The 16418-nt window shown below is 69.7% G+C and carries 13 protein-coding genes and 1 pseudogene; 4 read left to right on the top strand and 10 right to left on the bottom strand.

Annotation, left to right across the window (positions count from 1 at the left end; translation table 11 throughout):
- Positions 1–15: 15 nt before the first annotated feature.
- Positions 16–468, bottom strand: coding sequence for a winged helix-turn-helix transcriptional regulator (locus OG251_RS29005; protein ID WP_326679881.1), 453 nt, complete (start codon positions 466–468; stop codon positions 16–18).
- A 97-nt stretch (positions 469–565) separates the two neighbouring features.
- Between OG251_RS29005 and OG251_RS29000 the strand changes: the two genes are divergently transcribed.
- The 3 genes and pseudogenes from OG251_RS29000 to OG251_RS28985 form a co-directional block, all read left to right on the top strand.
- Complete coding sequence (locus OG251_RS29000; RefSeq protein ID WP_385892312.1) at positions 566–1804, top strand: MFS transporter; 1239 nt, start codon at positions 566–568, stop codon at positions 1802–1804.
- A gap of 121 nt (positions 1805–1925) precedes the next feature.
- Positions 1926–2303 (top strand): nuclear transport factor 2 family protein, encoded by a 378-nt coding sequence (locus tag OG251_RS28995; RefSeq protein ID WP_326679880.1) that lies wholly within the window; start codon positions 1926–1928, stop codon positions 2301–2303.
- Positions 2304–2585: 282 nt separating this feature from the next.
- A pseudogene (locus OG251_RS28985) lies at positions 2586–2725 on the top strand (DUF397 domain-containing protein); the annotation flags it as partial.
- A 59-nt stretch (positions 2726–2784) separates the two neighbouring features.
- On the opposite strand, the gene OG251_RS28980 reads toward OG251_RS28985, so the two are convergent.
- On the bottom strand, positions 2785–3600 hold the full coding sequence (locus OG251_RS28980) for a S1 family peptidase (RefSeq protein WP_326679879.1): 816 nt from the start codon (positions 3598–3600) through the stop codon (positions 2785–2787).
- Between the two features lie 273 nt (positions 3601–3873).
- On the opposite strand from OG251_RS28980, the gene OG251_RS28975 reads away from it, so the two are divergent.
- Positions 3874–4500, top strand: coding sequence for a hypothetical protein (locus tag OG251_RS28975; RefSeq protein WP_326679878.1), 627 nt, complete (start codon positions 3874–3876; stop codon positions 4498–4500).
- Between the two features lie 1228 nt (positions 4501–5728).
- Here OG251_RS28975 and OG251_RS28970 read toward each other — a convergent pair.
- The 8 genes from OG251_RS28970 to OG251_RS28935 form a co-directional block, all read right to left on the bottom strand.
- A complete protein-coding gene (locus tag OG251_RS28970) occupies positions 5729–7096 on the bottom strand; it encodes a hypothetical protein (protein ID WP_326679877.1) in 1368 nt (455 codons plus the stop codon).
- A gap of 156 nt (positions 7097–7252) precedes the next feature.
- On the bottom strand, positions 7253–9127 hold the full coding sequence (locus tag OG251_RS28965; protein WP_326679876.1) for a discoidin domain-containing protein: 1875 nt from the start codon (positions 9125–9127) through the stop codon (positions 7253–7255).
- 20 nt (positions 9128–9147) lie between these two features.
- A complete protein-coding gene (locus OG251_RS28960; RefSeq protein WP_326679875.1) occupies positions 9148–10569 on the bottom strand; it encodes a GH1 family beta-glucosidase in 1422 nt (473 codons plus the stop codon).
- 22 nt (positions 10570–10591) lie between these two features.
- Entirely contained in the window at positions 10592–11623 is a 1032-nt protein-coding gene (locus tag OG251_RS28955; RefSeq protein WP_326679874.1) for an ABC transporter ATP-binding protein, read from the bottom strand.
- Positions 11620–12612 carry an ABC transporter permease gene (locus OG251_RS28950; protein WP_326679873.1) on the bottom strand — a complete coding sequence of 331 codons (993 nt, stop codon included), beginning with the start codon at positions 12610–12612 and terminating at the stop codon, positions 11620–11622. Before OG251_RS28950 ends, OG251_RS28955 begins: the two co-directional genes overlap by 4 nt.
- Before the next feature lie 5 nt (positions 12613–12617).
- Positions 12618–13598 carry an ABC transporter permease gene (locus OG251_RS28945; RefSeq protein ID WP_326679872.1) on the bottom strand — a complete coding sequence of 327 codons (981 nt, stop codon included), beginning with the start codon at positions 13596–13598 and terminating at the stop codon, positions 12618–12620.
- Positions 13595–14650 carry an ABC transporter ATP-binding protein gene (locus tag OG251_RS28940; RefSeq protein WP_326679871.1) on the bottom strand — a complete coding sequence of 352 codons (1056 nt, stop codon included), beginning with the start codon at positions 14648–14650 and terminating at the stop codon, positions 13595–13597. Before OG251_RS28940 ends, OG251_RS28945 begins: the two co-directional genes overlap by 4 nt.
- A gap of 19 nt (positions 14651–14669) precedes the next feature.
- A complete protein-coding gene (locus tag OG251_RS28935; RefSeq protein WP_326679870.1) occupies positions 14670–16346 on the bottom strand; it encodes an ABC transporter substrate-binding protein in 1677 nt (558 codons plus the stop codon).
- Positions 16347–16418: the final 72 nt, after the last annotated feature.

Here is a 16418-nt window from a genome sequence, read left to right as displayed (position 1 = left end):
TCACACCGTCCCCGCTCACCGGGCGGCGAGCTTGTGGACGGTGGTGTCGTCGGGGCTGAGCAGCCGCCCGTCCTCCGACCGGACCTCCAGCGGGCGAAGGCGGTTCCCCTGCTGCCGGTCGACCAGCTCCGAATGCGGTTCGCCGGGCGCGAAGAAGCTCTGTTCGCCCCATTGCCGCAGCGCCACGATGACGGGGAAGAGGGACTTCCCCTTCGGGGTCAGCACGTACTCGCGGTAGGCGCTGCCGTCGGAGGCGGGGACGGATTCGAGGACACCACCGGCGACCAGGGAGCGCAGGCGCGTGGTGAGGATGTTCTTCGCCACGCCGAGGCTGCGCTGGAACTCCCCGAAGCGGCGGCTCCCGTCGAAGGCGTCCCGCACGATCAGCAGGGACCACCAGTCACCGATCGCGTCGACCGATCGCGCGACGGGGCAGTCGCTGTCATCGAAGCGCGTCCTGTTCACCATGCCGTCCTCCATCCTCATACCGGTTGCAACATGCTACCAAAATAGTTACCGTCCCACCTGGTAGCAAGATGAAACCAGATGCACGGAGGGATTCCGCATGGTCGGCGACAGTGAGGCCGTGACACCACGGACCGCGGCACGGAGCGGGGGTGTCGCCGGGGACGCCCTGTCCCGTGGCGTGGTCATGCTGTTCGCCGTCGCGTGCGGTGCCGCGGTGGCCAACGTCTATTTCGCCCAGCCACTCCTGGTGACGCTGGGCCATGACCTCGCGATGAGCCCGGCCCTCATCGGCAGCGTCGTCACACTCACGCACATCGGATACGGGCTGGGGCTGTTCTTCCTCGTGCCGCTGGGGGACGTGGCCGACCGCCGACGGATCATCGTGGTCCAACTGCTGCTCCTGGTCGGGGCGCTGGCCGTGGTCGCCACCGCCGGGACCGCGGGCGTCCTGCTCGCGGGCATGGCCGCGGTGGGGCTGCTCGCGGTGGTCACACAGACGCTGGTGGTCTTCGCCGCGTCACTGGCCCCGCCCGACCGGCGCGGAAGCGTCGTCGGCCTGGTGACCAGCGGCGTCGTCATCGGCATCCTGCTCGCCCGCACCGTGTCCGGCCTCCTGGCCGACCTCGCGGGCTGGCGCTCCGTCTACCTCGCCTCGGCGGTGCTCATCGCGGTACTCGCCCTGGTCCTGCACCGGGTGCTGCCGCGCCACGGCGACGTACCGCCGACCGCGCCCCTGCGGTACGGGCAGCTGCTGCGTTCCACGGTCACCCTGTTCGCGCGGGAACGGCTCCTCCGGCTCCGGGCCGTGTTCGGGCTGCTGATCTTCGCCGCGTTCAGCACCCTGTGGAGCAGCGTCGCGCTACCGCTCAGCGAGGCCCCGTACGCCATGTCCCACACCGCGATCGGCGCGTTCGGGCTGGTCGGAGCCGTGGGCGCGCTCGCCGCGACGGCGGCGGGCCGACTGAACGACCGGGGGCTCTCCCGGCGGACCACAGGCATCGGCCTGGCACTGCTCGCCGCCTCGTGGCTACCCCTGGCCTTCACCCGCAGTTCGCTCTGGGCGCTGGTCATCGGCGTGATCGTCCTCGACCTGGCCGTACAGGCGGTCCATGTCACCAACCAGACCCTGATCTACGCCCTGCACCCGGACGCGGGAGGGCGGCTGATCGGCGGATACATGATCTTCTACGCGATCGGCAGCGCCACCGGCGCCATCGCCGCGACCTCCCTGTACGCGGCGGCCGGCTGGGGAGCCGTATGCGCACTGGGCGCCGGGATCAGCGGCCTCGCGCTCCTGCTGTGGGCGCTCACACGGCACACGGAGTACGGGAGCTGAGTCGGCTCATTCCGGCCGCCGCGGTCACCCATGGTCACTGGTGCTGTGACCGGGGCGGCCCCCGTGACCGGAAGGCGGCTCACGGGACGAGCACACGCGCAAGGGCTGGTATTACTGGGGCATGCAGGAAGAGACGGCACGCTCCGCGATCGACACGTTCATCTCCGCGTTCAACGCCTCGGACGACAGCTATGTGACTGACCTGCTCTCCCAGGCCCTGACCTCAGACGTGGTCTTCTGGGGGCCGTTGGGTCGCAGCGAAGGAATCGCGGCGGTCGAACGGTTCGTGCTGGACATCCGGCGCCACCCGGCGGGGACCGGCACGATGGTGCGCTGCTCAGCGGTGGACATGCCTGACGAGTGGGCCCGGTACCAGTGGGTCTTCACCACGCCGGACGGAGGCCCCCGCCTGGCGGGAACGGACATCGTCCATCTGCGGCGGAGCCTCATCGACCAGGTCATCGTCTTCGCGGGGGAGATCGAGCCGTCCGCCTCCTGAGTCGTCCTTCTGTCGCTGTCTTTCTCGTGAACCTGTCCCTCTCGGCACTCAGGGGCCGCGGTTCGCGGTCGGTCAGGCTGCGGCGCCGAGGGGGCGTCCGCCCCGGCGGATGCCCTTCTCACCGCGGGTACGTCGAGGTGGCGGGCGTTGGCGTTGCGCCGGCGCAGGTAGCGGTGCAGTGCCTGGGTTTGCGTGGGGTGGCTGCGGTGGTGGGAGCCGGCCGGGGTGAACTGCCACAGCGGGCCGAAGTGGGCCCCGATCGGGTTGTCCCAGGATGATGCAGATCGGGGCGGCGACTGCGTCGAGGTGGCCGCGCACCCGGCCGCCGTGCACATCCGGACTCCAAGGTCGCCGAGGGACCGGTCCTCACCGTTCCCCCCACCGCCTGGGACGCGTTCCTCAGCGGCACGGCCGTCCAGTAGACCCGGACCGGCCGCCGTATCAGGGGTGACCCCCCGATACGGCCGACGGCTGCCGGGGATCAGACGTTGCGCTTGATGGTCTTGCTGATCCAGTCCGCGTAGGCGGGCACGTTGCTGTAGAGACCCGGCCCGTCCGAGCACGCGACGTTCGGGGCACCGGGGCCCGATGTGGCCCCCACCAGCTCCCAGCGTCCGTGCCGGCCCTTCTGGAGCTGCGGCCCTCCGGAGTCCCCGAAGCACGCCATGGCCTTGGGCACGCGGCTGATCGTGCACAACCGGGTCCGGTCCGCGTAGCCGGGGGCGCACTCGGCGTCGGAGCCCCTGCGCGTACCGAGTTCCTGAAGCCGCTCCGCGAACTTCATCTCGGTGTCGACGGTGGTGCCGAATCCCAGGAGCCGGGTCGGGGTGCCCGGCCGCGCGGCCCGCTCGGCGATACGGATGGGCTTCTCGGCGACCGGGCGGTCGAGGCGGACGAGCGCGACGTCATCCTTGTTGGCGGCAGTCCCGCCACCGTTCACATAGCCGGGATGGACGACCGTCCGCTCGATGGCCCGGACGGTTCCCCCGGACTTCCGGTGCGCGCTGCCGATCCGGACGATGCCGTCCAGCACAAGGCCGTCCCCCTGGACGCAGTGGGCCGCCGTCAGCACCCACTGCCGGTCGATGAGCGACGCCCCGCACGTACCGTCGTACAGCCCGTGTTCCGGGGCCGACTCCGGGATCGTCGCCATGAACGGGTAGCGCTCGGTGGAATCGTCACCGTTGACGATCGCTCCGGCACTGCCGGTCATCAGGGTGGCGCAGGCAGCGACGGCGAGAGCACCGACGGCCGTGGTGCGCACCGCGCGGCGGCGCACCGACTTCAAGCTGAACACAGAGGGTTCCTTCCCTCGGAAATCCGGACATGTTCAGCCTGCGCGTCGGCGGTCTGCCGGACCATCCGGCCAGCAGGTCCGATCATGGTGGAGCCTGCACCCCCACACCGGTCGGGCCGGCCCACCTCGCCGACGGCCACCCTGGACCAACCCTCGGCCCCGACTCCGCCCAGGGCACGGCCAGTTCACCAAATCGGGCCATGAACCGACCACGCATCGCGAGGTCCGCTACCCTGCCCCCGGAGCGCATCGGCCGGGGTCGAGGGGGGCGTCATGACACGTACACGTCGGGTCAGCGGGAACATGGTCCTGGTCGTGGCGGCCCTGTCCGCAGTCCTGGCCGGCTGCGGTGGCGACGACTCGTCCGACGGATCGGCACCCTCGCCCTCCCCCGAACGCACGGCGGGACCCGGCACCTACGCACCGCCCGACCGCCTGTGCGACCTGGTCGACTTCAGCGAACTCGCCACCGCCGTAGCCCCTTTCGCGAGCGCGGCCCAGGGACGCGAGACCGGGGGCGATCCCTCGGTGTCCAGCGGCTCCGAGTGCAAGCAGTCGCTCAGCAACGGCACGACGGTGCACGCACGCGCCGTCGCCCAGTGCAGCGCCTGGAAGGACATCGGCAAGGCGATCGGCATGCACCGGCACGGCAGGGAGAGCGCCGAGGTCGCGGACTCCTCCCTGACCGACGTCAAGGGACTCGGGAACCAGGCGTACCGCTATGTCTCCTCCGAGGACGGCCCCTGGAAGGCCGACCTCCGCCTGGTCGTCCGGGACAGCAATCTCGACTGCGAGTTCCACACCCAGAGCGGGCATCCGATGAACGCGCAGGACCTGGACATCACCTTCGCGGCCATGGAAGCCACCGCCAAGAACCTCCTGCCGAAGCTCCGGCCCTGAGCCCGATTTCCCTCTCTTTCTCCCCTCCGACCGCCACGTGCTGTGCGAGTGGAAGCACACACGCTCGGTGCCCGTCCGGGGCTTTCTGCATTTCCCATGAGCACGGGCAATGATCATGCAATCGCACCTGGGTCAAAGAGGACCAAGTCGGAGTTGCAGCCTCGACGGGTTTCGCCGCGGACGCATTGCGAGATAATGCGGATTCGATTGACCAGCCGAGGAGTGAAGCGGCGGGATTCGGCGGGATTTCACACCCTCTCAGGGCGATTCTTCAGAGAACTTTCGGCATAGCTGACATTGACGTAGTTTCACGACCTCTACGGGTACATGCGGTGGACTTGGCGGGAACTTCGCATCCGGATACACTCACATCGCCACGGCGGGTACCGCTGACGGAGAAAATACGCAGTCGAGCCATCAGCGGCCGGAATTCGCACAATGATGAACGCTGAGGCTCAACGACCGCGGCATGACCGCTGGATACATCATCAAGAACAGTAAAATCGAATTAGTGAACTGCATAGATTGGGTGCTGCACCATGGCAGGTTCGATCTGGGGTATTTCGGTCGGCGTGATAGGACTGCTGATTGCGTTGGACTATCGAGGTCTGTCGATCAGGATATACGATCTCATTTCCATCGTGACGCCTGGCGGCCCTCCGGACCCTAGGTTCACACCAACTACACTGAGGCTCATTTGGGGAATCCTTTCTGCGGCCGGATTCTGCCTAGGCGGAATCCGCATTTTTGACTACACATCTCATTAGGTTCTGAAGCCTTCCCGCATACAAGTACTCGCATGAACGGCGGGACTAATTTGCCGGGGCCCGCATGCAGCTGGCGACACTCTCCGCCGAACCGTCAACCCGCATCACGAACTGGCACCTTTGCCGTTCTCTCTATCTCATCTGGAGACCTTTTCAGAATCCATTCGTGACCCTTGAGGCACACGGTGTTCTCATAGATAACGCCTATTCCCAATCCTTCATTCCGTACGACGAGATTTCAACGTGCGGCGCAGGTCCAGGACTGGTTATTGCAACAAAACAGAACGGAAAGGTGTTCGTCACCGCATTTTCATCCTGTTTTTCGTCGCTCTGGCTCTGCAGTGAGCGGCCGAATCGCGTAGCGCCGCCCTGGCCGACGGATCCCGGCGGGGATCAGGGCGGAATTCGGCTGCCTCGCTCGCTGACCGAGGCAGCCCGGCTCGTGGCACAGTCCGGGGGGCTCAGAACCCGCCGCCGCCGTCGAACCCTCCCCCGCCGCCACCGTCCCCGAAGCCGCCGCCTCCGAAGCCGGAGGAGTCGAAGTCCGAGCCGGAGAAGTCGCCGCCGCTCCAGTCGCCGCCGCCTCCGCCGAAGTCGCCGCCTCCGTACTCCCCCGCGTACGCCGGGGTGGCGAGCATGGAGCCGAGCACCGTGCCGACCAGCAGGCCCGGCAGCAGGCCGCCGCCGAAGTAGCCGCCCGCCCAGGGGCCGTACGCCGGGCCCGCCTCCCAGTACGGGCGGCGGCGGCCGTCGCCGACGTCGACCGTGCGGCTCATCGGGTCCTCGCCCTCGCGCAGCCGGACCTCGTCCGCACCGCAGACGGGGACCTCGCGGGCCGCGCCGCCGGACGGGGTCCACAGCACGTCGGCGACCGAGGGGCCGTGGCGCGGGTCGAAGAAGCACGGCGGGCGGCGGGCCGGGACCGGTTTTCCCGTGCGGCGGGCCTCCAGTACGGCGAGGGAGTAGCGGCCGTCCTCCAGGGACTGGGTGACCGGGCGCACGTCCGAGGGGTGCTGGGCGTGCTCCATTTTTGTCTTGGCGCTCTCGTAGGAGTCGAGGGCGCGTTCGTAGTCGGCACGCATCGTGTCGTCCGCGCCCTTCTCCGCCGGATGGAAGTCGAGCCGTTCCAGGGTCTCGCCGTACGCGGTGATGTCCTCGTCCACGACGACCCGCAGCTTGTCGAGCGCGGCCCGTTCCTCTTCCTCCTTGCGGCGCCGGTTGCGGCGGACGACCGCGTACGCGCCCGCGCCGCCCACCACGGCGATCGCGCCGAGGGCGATGAGGCCGGTCGAGGGGGATCCGCCGCTGTCCGAGCTGCCGCCGGACCAGGAGGCGGGGGCGCTGCCCCGGGCCTGCTCGACGGCACGGTCGACGAACGTGTTCAGCTGGGCGGCGGTGCCGGTGTCGGTGGCCGGTGTCTTCACGGCCGCCGTGAGGTTCTGGACCGCCCGGTTCGGCATGACCTGCGGGTCCGCGCCCGCGTTGAAGCCGTTGCCCAGACGTACGGCGTAGACGCCGGTGATGCCGGTGTCCGCGCGCAGGGTCTGGAGCAGGCCCTCCTCGGGGAAGGCGGAGTTGGCGGGGAGAACGGCCACGAACACCGGCTTGTCGGCGTCCGTGATCTTCTTCTCCAGGGCCTTTTCCTGGGCGGCCGAGAGCTGGTCGCGGGCGCCCGGGTCCACATAGACCGGATCTTTCCGCAGGGCCTGTGCGGCGTCGTCGAGGGTCGCGGCGGGGGCGGCGGACGCGGCCGGGGCGAGAGCGAGGGCCACGGCTGCGAATATGAGCAGCAGGCCCGCCATGAGCGTGGGAAAAAGCCTTTTCCTCATACTTCACGCTACTCCAGACAGGCAACCTCCTCCAGGTGAGCAGCCCGCTCCGCCCGGACCGGCCGCTCCGGGCGGGCGGGCCCCTCCGGGCGGGCGGCATCCGTCGTCGCCCGCCCGGAGGAGGTCCAGGCGCCCGCCCGGAGCAGGTCCGGCGCGCTACTTCTGCTCGACCCGCACCCAGTCGATCTCCGCCTTGATGCCGCCCCGTGCGATCCGGTCGACGCTGGACTGCGGGAGGCCCCAGTAGGGCTGGGTGACCTTGTTGTGGCCGGCCGGGTAGGCACCGCCCAGCGCCAGGTTGAGGATCACGTACTGGTTGTGGTCGAAGACCCACTTGCCCCGGGTGGATTCCAGCTTCTGCCGGGAGGTCCGCTGGACCACCTGGCCGTCCACGGTGAACGTCATGCCCTCGGGCGTCCACTCGACGCCGTAGGTGTGCCACTGGTCGGCGCGCCCGCCGTTCGGGAAGGTCTGGGACTTTCCGACGTTCCCGTCCGCCGAGTAGCCGGGGCCGTGCAGGGCGGAGCTGGTCCAGTCGCCGTAGCCGATGTTCTCCATGATGTCGGTCTCCCCGGCGCCGGGCCAGGAGACGGCCGGGTTGTCGACGTCGCTGCCCAGCATCCAGAACGCGGGCCAGAAGCCGTCGCCGACGGGCAGCTTCATACGGGCGCTGACCCTGCCGTACGTGAAGTCGAACCTGGTGTTGGTGTCGACGCGGCCCGAGGTGAAGTCGAACGTCCCGTTGGGCGTGGAGGCGCAGCCCTTGCAGTACTTGGACTCCAGGACCAGGGCCCCGTTCTCGGTGCGAATGGTGTCGGGCGAGTCGACGTACGCCTGCGACTCGCCGTTGACCGGGCTCATCTCCGTACCGGTGCGCACCACGCGCCACTTGGAGCGGTCCAGGCCCGAGCCGGTGAAGTCGTCGAAGAAGGTGGTGTTGTAGGCGCCTCCCGGATTCCTGGGCAGCGGCGGGTACGCGGCGTTCGCGCTGCCTCCGGTGCCCCACACCTGGAACTCGTAGAGGGAGTAGCCGAACTGGGCGGTGGACGGTGCCGGGTTGTAGAAGGAGCGGCGCTCCTTGCCGAGCATCCGTACGTAGCGGCCGGTCGCCGGGGTGGGCAGGGTGATGGTGTCGTGGCGGCCGACCGCGTCGGCGGGTGACTTCACATCGGCCCGGCGGGCGGCGACCTCGGCGGCGGAGGGGCGGTGGACGGTGCGCCAGTTCCGGTTGTCGTCGGAGACCTGGATCTCGTAGTCGACGGCGTAGGCCGCCTCCCAGTACAGGTCGACGCTGCTGATGGTGGAGGTGGCGCCGAGGTCGACGCCGACCCAGCGGTCCGCGTTCCAGTCGGAGGACCAGCGGGTCCGGTCGGCCTTGAGGTCGGCGGGCCAGCCGCCGTCGGTGATGTAGGCGGGCGAGTTGCCGGCGTGCTGGTAGAGGTCGCCGTACGCCGGGTGGTTCAGGGCGAGGTTGGCGCGGGTGGCCGACGCGGGCGCGGGTTCGCCTCCGTACACCTGGAAGGAGAACAGGGAGTAGCCCCAGGCGGTGGCGCGGGCGATGCCGCGCATGCGGACGTAGCGGCCGGTGACTTCCTGCGGGTGGGTGTGGGCGGTGACGGTGCCGCCGGTGCCTTCCGTCTCGGTGAAGAAGGTGGTCCAGTCCGTGCCGTTCTTCGACACTTCGAGGACGTACTCACGGCCGTAGGCGGCTTCCCACTCCAGTTTCACCTGGTTGATGCGGAGGGTGGCGCCGAGGTCGACGCGTATCCAGGCGTCGTCGGCGGCGTTGCTGGACCATCGGGTGGTGCCGTTGCCGTCGGTGGCTCTGCCGGGGGTGGTGTCGGGGTTCTCGCTGCCGGAGGCGGTGACGGCGCCCGGGTCCGCGGTGTAGGCGGACGCGGCGCGGTCGGTGTCCCAGGCGGCGGCCGCCGCCCGGGGTGCGGGACCGGGCGCCGGGGCGGCGAACGCGAGCGGCGCGGAGAGGGCGATCAGGGCTGCGGTGGCGGCGATCAACGTCGTACGAGAGGGCATGTGAGGATGCTCCAAGTCGGCTAATCGGTGCGGGCGTTCCTGGTGAGCTGAATCGTGTCGCGGTACCACTTGGCGCTGTCCTTGAGAGTCCGCTGCTGGGTGTCGTAGTCGACCCGGACGATGCCGAACCGCTTGTCGTAGCCGTAGGCCCACTCGAAGTTGTCCATCAGCGACCAGGCGAAGTAGCCCCGGACGTCGGCGCCCCGGGCGCGGGCTTCGGCGACGGCGTCGATGTGGTCGGCGAGGTAGGCGGTGCGGTCCGTGTCCGGTACGGAGCCGTCGGCGGCGACGGTGTCGTCGAAGGCGGCGCCGTTCTCGGTGATGACGGTCGGCAGCGCGTAGTCGCGCTCCAGCCGCAGCAGCAGATCGGTGAGTTCGCCCGGGGTGATCTCCCAGTCCATGGCCGTACGCGGAAGGTCGCGTTCGACCGCGCGGGTGACGGGCAGCCCGTCGGCGTCGGTGGGCGAGCCGTCCTCGGTGAGGCCGGAGAACAGCGCGCCGCGGTAGAAGTTGACGCCGAGGACGTCGAGGGGGGTGGCGATGGCGGCCAGGTCGCCTTCCTGGACGGGGAGTTCGATGCCCTGGGCGGCCAGGTCCTCGACCACGTCCCGCGGGTACGCGCCGTGGACGACCGGGTCCAGGTAGAGGCGGGTGCCGAGCCCGTCGGCGCGGCGGCACGCCTCGCGGTCGGCCTCGCTGCCGGTCTCCGGGGTGGCGGTGCCGAGGTTGAGGGTGATGCCCAGCTCCAGCGGGTTCGTGCCCGCCGCCTCCCGGATGCGCCCGGCCGCCAGACCGTGGCCGAGCAGCAGGTGGTGGACGGCGTGGAGCCCTTCGCCGAGGTTCCGGCGGCCGGGGGCGTGCACCCCGTACGCGTAACCGAGCATGGCCGAGCACCAGGGCTCGTTCAGCGTCGTCCAGTGCGCGACCCGGTCGCCCAGTGCCTCGTACGCGAGCATCGCGTAGTCGGCGAAGCGCAGGGCGGTGTCGCGGGCCGGCCAGCCGCCCGCGTCCTCCAGCTCCTGCGGCAGGTCCCAGTGGTACAGGGTGATCCAGGGGGTGATCCCCCGGCCCTGGAGTTCGTCGACGAGCCGCTTGTAGAAGTCGAGACCCTTCCCGTTGGCGGGGCCCCGGCCGCCCGGCTGGATGCGCGGCCAGGCGAGCGAGAAGCGGTAGGTGTCGACGCCGAGGCCCGCGAGCAGTTCCACATCCTGGGGCATCCGGTGGTAGTGGTCGCAGGCCACGTCCCCCCTCTCGCCGCCCTCGACGGCGCCGGGAACGTCGCAGAAGGTGTCCCAGATGGACGGGGTGCGGCCGTCCGTCGCCGCCGCGCCCTCGATCTGGTACGCGGACGTGGCGACGCCCCAGCGGAAGTCGGCCGGGAGTCCGGGGACGGCGGCGGGCCGCGGGAGTCGCCGGCTCTGGGAGGTGGTGACGGGGTTCATCGGTCTCCGTAGGTAAGGGGCGTCAGACGGCCGGGGTGGACGCGGACGGGTGCGGGGCTCGCGGGTCCTGTGCGTGCAGCCAGCAGGCGACCGCGCGGCCCGGTTCGCCCGCGGGCGGGGTCAGCACCGGGACCCGCTCGTCGCACGGCTCGAACGCCTTGCCGCAGCGGGGGTGGAAGGCGCAGCCCGTGGGCATCGCGGACAGGTGCGGGGGTGAGCCGGGGATGCCGGTCAGCTCGCGGCGCGGGCCGTGCAGCGCGGGGAACGAGTGGAGCAGCCCGTCGCTGTAGGGGTGGCGCGGGTCGCGGTAGATCTCGGCCGCGCCCGCCTCCTCCACGATCCGGCCCCCGTACATGATCGCGATCCGGTCCGAGAACTCGATCAGGAGCGAGATGTCATGGGTGATGAACACGACCGAGAAGTTGAGCTGCTCCCGCAGCTGGACCAGCCGGCGCAGGATCTGCCGCTGCATGACGACGTCGAGTGCGGTGGTCGGCTCGTCCATGATGACGATCTCGGGTTCCAGCGCCAGCGCCATCGCGATCATCACGCGCTGGCGCATGCCGCCGGACAGCTGGTGCGGATAGGCGGCGAGCCGGTCCGCGGAGATCCCGACGAGCGTCAGCAACTCCGCCGCGCGGGCGGTTCTTTGGGCGGCGCGCAGTTCGGGGCGGTGGGCCTTGAGTACGTCGGTGAGCTGGCTGTGGACGGTGTGGACCGGGTTGAGCGAGTTCATCGCGCCCTGGAACACGATGGACAGCTCCTGCCAGCGGAAGGCGCGCAGCTTCTCCGGGGGCAGGGAGAGGATGTCGATGCTGTCCCCGCCCGGCCGGTGGTACCGGACGTCGCCGCCGGTGATCACTCCGGGCGGGGAGAGCAGCCGGGTGACGGCGTAGGCGAGGGTGGACTTGCCGGAGCCCGACTCGCCCGCCAGGCCCAGGACTTCGCCCCGGTGCAGGGTGAGGTCGATGTCGCGCAGGGCGTGGACGGCGTCGCGGCCGGTGCCGTAGTCGACGTTGAGTCCGCTGATGGTGAGGACCGGCTCGGCCGTCATGCGCTCTGCTCCTTGCTGGGCGTGTCGGCCGTCCGGGCGACCGGGGTGAAGCCGACCCGCATCCTGACCTTGCGGGAGGCGCCGGTCGCGGTGCGCAGACGGGGGTTGACGAACTCGTCGATGCCGAAGTTGATGAGGGCGAGGGCACAGCCGAGCAGGGCGATGCAGAGACCGGCGGGGACGAACCACCACCAGGCGCCCTGGGCGAGGGCCTGGTTCGACTGGGCCCAGAACAGGACCGTGCCCCAGTTCCAGTGCGAGATGTCGGCGACGCCGATGAAGGCGAGGGTGATCTCGGTGAGGACGGCGAAGATGACCGTGCCGACGAAGCCGGAGGCGATGACGGCGGTGAGGTTCGGCATGATCTCGAACAGGATGATCCGCCAGGTCGACTCGCCGGTGGCGCGGGCCGCCTCCACGTAGTCGCGGCGGCGCAGCGACAGGGTCTGGGCGCGCAGGATGCGGGAGCCCCAGGCCCAGGAGGTGAAGGCGATCGCGGTGGCGATGAGCAGGTCGCCGGTGTCCGGGACGAAGCTCGCGATGATGATGATCAGCGGGAGTCCGGGGATGACCAGGAAGATATTGGAGAGCGCGGAGAGGATCTCGTCGGCGGCTCCGCCGAGGAATCCGGCGCTGACCCCGATCAGCACGGAGAGCACGGTCGCGAAGAATCCGGCGACGAAGCCGACGACCAGGACGCCCCGGGTGCCGACGAGGATCTGCGAGAGGACGTCCTGCCCGGTCTGCGTGGTGCCGAACCAGTGCTCGGCGGAGGGTGGTTGGAGGAGCTGGTCGCTCATCGCGTCGGGGTCGTACGGGGCGAGCCAGGGCCCGGCGATCGCGAGGAGCACGAAGAAGCCGAGGATGATCAGGCCGGTGCGGGTCTTCGCGCCGCGCAGGAACCTCAGCCGGGCCCGGCGGGTGGGCGGCGTGGGCGCCGGTACGTCGGCGGTACCGGGAGCGTCGGTGTCGGTGGCGGTGACGGACATGGGCCCTACGCCTCCTTCCGGGTGCGGGGGTCGAGGGCGGCGTAGACGAGGTCGGCCAGCAGGTTCGCGGCGAGGACGGAGAGCGTGATGATCAGGAAGACGCCCTGCATCAGCGGGTAGTCCTTGGCGCCGACCGCCTGGAAGAGCTGGTAGCCGATGCCGGGGTAGGAGAAGACCATCTCGACCAGCAGCGTGCCGCCGACGATGAAGCCCAGGGAGAGGGCGAAGCCGGAGATGTTGGGCAGGACCGCGTTGCGGGCGGCGTAGCTGAACATCACGCGCCGCTCGGAGAGCCCCTTGGCCTGCGCCACCATGACGTAGTCCTCGGAGGAGACGGTGACCATCATGTTGCGCATGCCGAGGATCCAGCCCGCGATGGCGCTGAGCACGATCGTGACCCCGGGCAGTACGGCGTGGTAGAGCGCGCTGGAGATGAACGGCCAGTCGAAGGCCGGGACGAGCGAGCTGTCGTAGCCCCCGGCGGCCGGGAAGAGCGGCCACTTCACGGCGAACAGGGCGATGGCGATGAGCCCGAGCCAGAAGTAGGGGATGGCGGAGATGAAGGTGGTGACGGGCAGCAGCCCGTCCAGCCAGGAGCCGCGCCGCCAGCCGCTGTAGACGCCGATGCCGGTGCCGAGCAGGAAGCTGATCAGGGTGGTGACACCGACCAGGGCGAGTGTCCAGGGCAGCGACTGCGAGATCACCTCACCGACCGGGGTCGGGAAGAAGGTGAACGACAGTCCGAGGTCGCCGTCCAGCAGATGCGCCCAGTAGTCGGTGTACTGCTGCCAGAGCGACTGCTCCTCGTCGAGGCCGAACAGGGCCTTGAGGGAGGCGATGGCGGTGGTGTCGAGCTGCCCCTGGTACCGGCTCATCAGCGCTTCGACGGGGTCGCCCGGCATCAGCCGCGGGATCAGGAAGTTGATGGTGATGGCGGCCCACGCGGTGATGGCGTAGAAGGCGAGCCGCTGGGCTGCGTACTTCACCGGCCGGCCTCCGCTCGCGCGGCGCCGTCGTAGAGCCAGCAGGCGGCCCACTGGCCGTCCGCCAGGTCGAAGCGTGGCGGCAGTTCGGTGCGGCACCGCTCCATGGCCTTCGGGCAGCGCGGGTGGAAACGGCAGCCGGCCGGCGGGGCGATCAGCGACGGGGGCTCGCCGGTACCGGTCTCCTCCTGTTCCTCCTCGGCGACCACCCGGTCCGGGTCGGGCGCGGAGGCGATGAGGAGCTGGGTGTAGGGGTGGGCGGGGCGCTGGGTGAGCGTCTCGCTGTCGCCGCCCTCGACGATCCGGCCCGCGTACATCACCAGGGTGGTGTCCGCGAAGTAGCGGGCGGAGGCGATGTCGTGGGTGATGTAGAGGATCGCGAGGTGCAGGCGTTCCTTGAGGTCGCGCAGCAGGTTGAGGACGCCGAGCCGGATCGACACATCGAGCATCGAGACCGGTTCGTCGGCGAGGAGTACCTGCGGGTCGGCGCCGAGCGCGCGGGCGATGGCGACGCGCTGGCGCTGGCCGCCGGAGAGCTCGTGCGGGAACTTGTCCAGGTACTGGTGCGGTGGTGTCAGCTGGACGCGGTTCAGCAGATCGGTGAGATTGCTCTCCAGCTCCGTGTCCCCGTTGCCCGCCCGGCCGTGGATCCGCAGCGCCCGGGTGAGGTGGTAGCGCACGGTGTGCACGGGGTTCAGCGAGGCGAACGGGTCCTGGAAGATCAGCTGGACCCGGCGTACGTAACGGCGGAAGGACCGGCCACGTCCGGCCTTCACCGCGGTGCCCGCCAGCCGTATCTCGCCCGAGGTGAGCGGATACAGCTGGGCGAGCAGCCGGGCGACGGTGGACTTGCCCGAGCCGGACTCCCCCACCAGGGCCGTGACGGTGCCGCGCCGGAGTTCGAGCGAGACGTCGTCGACGGCGTGGACGGTACGGCGGCGGCGCGCGGCGAGGTCGCGGGCGGTGCGCCGGACGGGAAAGTGCTTGGTGACTCCGCGTGCTTCGAGCACCACGTCGGTGGTGGTCCGCACGTTCTCGGACTGTTCGGTGGTCATGGCCGGTTCTTCCCCGTGCTTACTTGGTGGGCTTGAGCTTCAGCACGATCTCCAGCGCGGTGGGCTGGGTGTGCTGCGGCGGGGCGTAGGGGTCGGCCTCGGTGGGCCAGCCGGTCCAGTTCTTCGTGGAGTACTCGGCGCCGATGGGAGCGGCGGCCGTCGGGATGACGGGAGCCTGCTCCACGAAGATCTTCTGGAGGGTGTTCATGGCCTTGGTGCGGGTGGCGTCGTCGGTGGCGTTCGCGTACTCCTTGAGCGCCGCGGTGGCCTCCGGGCTCTTGAAGCGGCCGAAGTTGCCGAGCTGGGAGCTCTTGCCGACGGGCTGGAGGATCGAGCCGTCCATGATGTTCTGGTACATGTCGTAGGGCGTGGCGCCGCTGTTGGTCCAGTGCAGGGTGGCGTCGAAGTTGCCGTTGGCGACGTCCGCGCCCCAGGCCTCGGCGGTCTGCGTCTTGACCTTGGCCTCGATGCCGAGCTGCTTGATGTTGTCCTTGATGATCGAGAGCCCGGTGATGTAGTCGTTCCAGCCGGCCGGGTCGGTGAAGGTCAGCTTCACGGGCTTGCCGCCCGGGTCCTTCAGTACGCCGCCGGCGAGCGTGAACCCGGCGTCGGTGAGCACCTTCTTGGCCCCGGCCACATCGGGCGCGGTGGTGGCCTTCGCGTACTCCGGCGCGAGGAAGGGGTCACCGGCGGGCAGCGGGATGCCGGTCGGGTTGGTGATCTCCGGGTACAGCGTCGCCTGGGCCTGGACGTGGATCGCCCGGCGGTCGACCACCATGGCCATCGCCCTGCGCAGTGCCGGGTTGTCGAAGGGCTTGCGGGCGGTGTTGAACCACAGTCCGTGGATGCCGAGCCCGGAGGGGAACCAGAGCTTGTGGTTCTCGGGGTCCTTGGCGATGTACAGCTGCTTGTAGTTCGGCATGAAGACGAACGACCACTCGACCTTGCCGCTCGCCAGTGCCGTGGTCGCCGCGCTGTTGTCGTTGTACGCGGTGTACCGCAGCTCCTTGACCTTCGTCGCGCCCTTCCAGTACGTCGGCGTCGCCGTCAGCGTCGTGGTCTGCGGGGTGAAGGTCTTCAGCTTGTACGGGCCCGAGCCGACCGGGGTGCGGTTGGGCCAGGTCTCCGGGTTGTCGACCTTCTCCCAGATGTGCTTGGGCACGATGTAGGTCTGGATGATCTTGTTCTGGTTGACGAACTGGGACTCCTTGAAGGTCAGGACGACCTTCCCGCCCTCCACGGCGATCCCGTCGAAGGGGATGCCGTTGCCGTTGAGCGCCGGGTGCTTCTTCAGCAGGCTGAAGGTGTACTCGACGTCCGCGGCGGTCAGCGGCTTGCCGTCGGCCCACTTCGCGCGCGCGTCGAGCGTGAAGGAGACCTTGGTGAAGTTGGCCTCCCACGTCCAGTCGGTGGCGAGCCACGGGGCCGCCTTGTCCGTGGGGCGGACCTGGTTCGTCATCGCCAGCGGCTCGTAGATCATGTAGCGGTAGCCGAGGGTGGCACTCGCCGAGGTGTTCAGGAACGGGTTGCTGTTGTTGGTCTGCGGCCCGTCCGGCTTGCCGAGGGTCAGCACGCCGGAGGCACCGGCTCCCCCCTTGTTGGCACCCGAGTTGGCGGACGAGCAACCGGCGGCGAGCGCGACCACGGCGGTGGCGGCTGAGAGCGCTCTCAACGTGTGGCGACGGCGTACGGACATAGCTACTCCAGGAGGGGCTGCGGGTGGTGCGGTACGGGCGGGTGGAGGTGGAACGGACGGGGCGGGCGATGC

The organism is Streptomyces sp. NBC_01237 (genome assembly GCF_035917275.1).
Classification (GTDB): Bacteria; Actinomycetota; Actinomycetes; order Streptomycetales; family Streptomycetaceae; genus Streptomyces.
Note: the sequence above shows the minus strand (reverse complement) of the source record. Positions and strands in the feature narration are given on the sequence as shown.